We start from the raw sequence: 1128 nt of genomic DNA, 5'->3' as shown, positions 1-1128 counted from the left end.
GACAAAATCAACGTATTGAACGAATTACCACTTCGCATCTTGTTGTTGGTATAGATATGGCAAAGGAAACCCAAGTAGCTCAAGCTACAAATTATCGAGGAATTGTCCTTACAAACCAACATCTTTCCTTCAAAAACACACTCCAGGGATTTGAAAAGTTACAACGCTGGATGGAAGGCTTGCAACAAAAGCACCGACTAAAGAGCATCATAATTGGCATGGAACCGACGGGACACTACGGGTACAGTTTGGCTAACTGGCTTGTGGAAAAAGGCCTAAACGTTGTTCTAGTGAACCCTGCAACGACGAAACGAAACAAGGAGAACCGAGACAATTGTCCATCCAAAAGTGATCCGAAGGATGCCCTTGTTATTGCAGATGTTGTCTGTCGTGGTTATTACTATGAATACATTCGGCAAGCAACTCATTATCAAAGGTTACGGACCTTAATGAGTGATCGGGAATTTTGGGTTACAAATAGTGTTCGGATGCAGAATCGGATTGTCCGCTGGTTGGATATACGCTTTCCTGAGTATGCTTCTGTGTTTAAAGATTGGACCTGTCCACGATCCCGAGCAACACTTAAAGAGTTCCCGTCCCCGCTGGATTTAAAAGGTCAATCTACATCAGAAGTTATTACAGGTTGGAGAAAATATATGAGTCGAGCTGGCGGCTCAACGGGTATACAGAAAGCAGCAGAACTACTCTCTAAAGCAGTTCAGAGCGTAGGGGAAACTATGGCGCTGAACGAGGCCAAACAAGATCTACATCGCTTGTTAGAAGAGTACGAGCGCATCGTGAGCATATTAAACGAAATCGAACAGGAAATCGCGGCTTTACTCGCTGAGATTCCAATTGCTAGCCAACTTCGCTCCGTCAAAGGTTTGGGTACAATCTATATTGCAGCGATTCTAGCTGGCGCCGGTGATCTAAAGCAGTACGTTCACGGACGTCAGTTGCTACGGAAAGCCGGTTTAAATTTGGCAGAGAGCATGTCAGGGAAGCGTAAGGGTCAGGTGATACTCTCCAAACGAGGAGATTCCACACTCCGAAAGTATTTGTATCTGGCTACCCTTACCTTAGTGGGAACAAACCCTATTTTTCGACAACTACACGAAAATAATGTGC

At 44.7% G+C, this 1128-nt stretch carries 1 protein-coding gene; it reads left to right on the top strand.

The window, feature by feature from the left end:
- Positions 1-1128, top strand: a 1128-nt coding sequence (locus tag OB236_RS17880; RefSeq protein WP_262685234.1) for an IS110 family RNA-guided transposase, incomplete at both ends; no start/stop codon positions are given.

The sequence above is a fragment of the Paenibacillus baimaensis genome (assembly GCF_025567575.1).
Note: the sequence above shows the minus strand (reverse complement) of the source record. Positions and strands in the feature narration are given on the sequence as shown.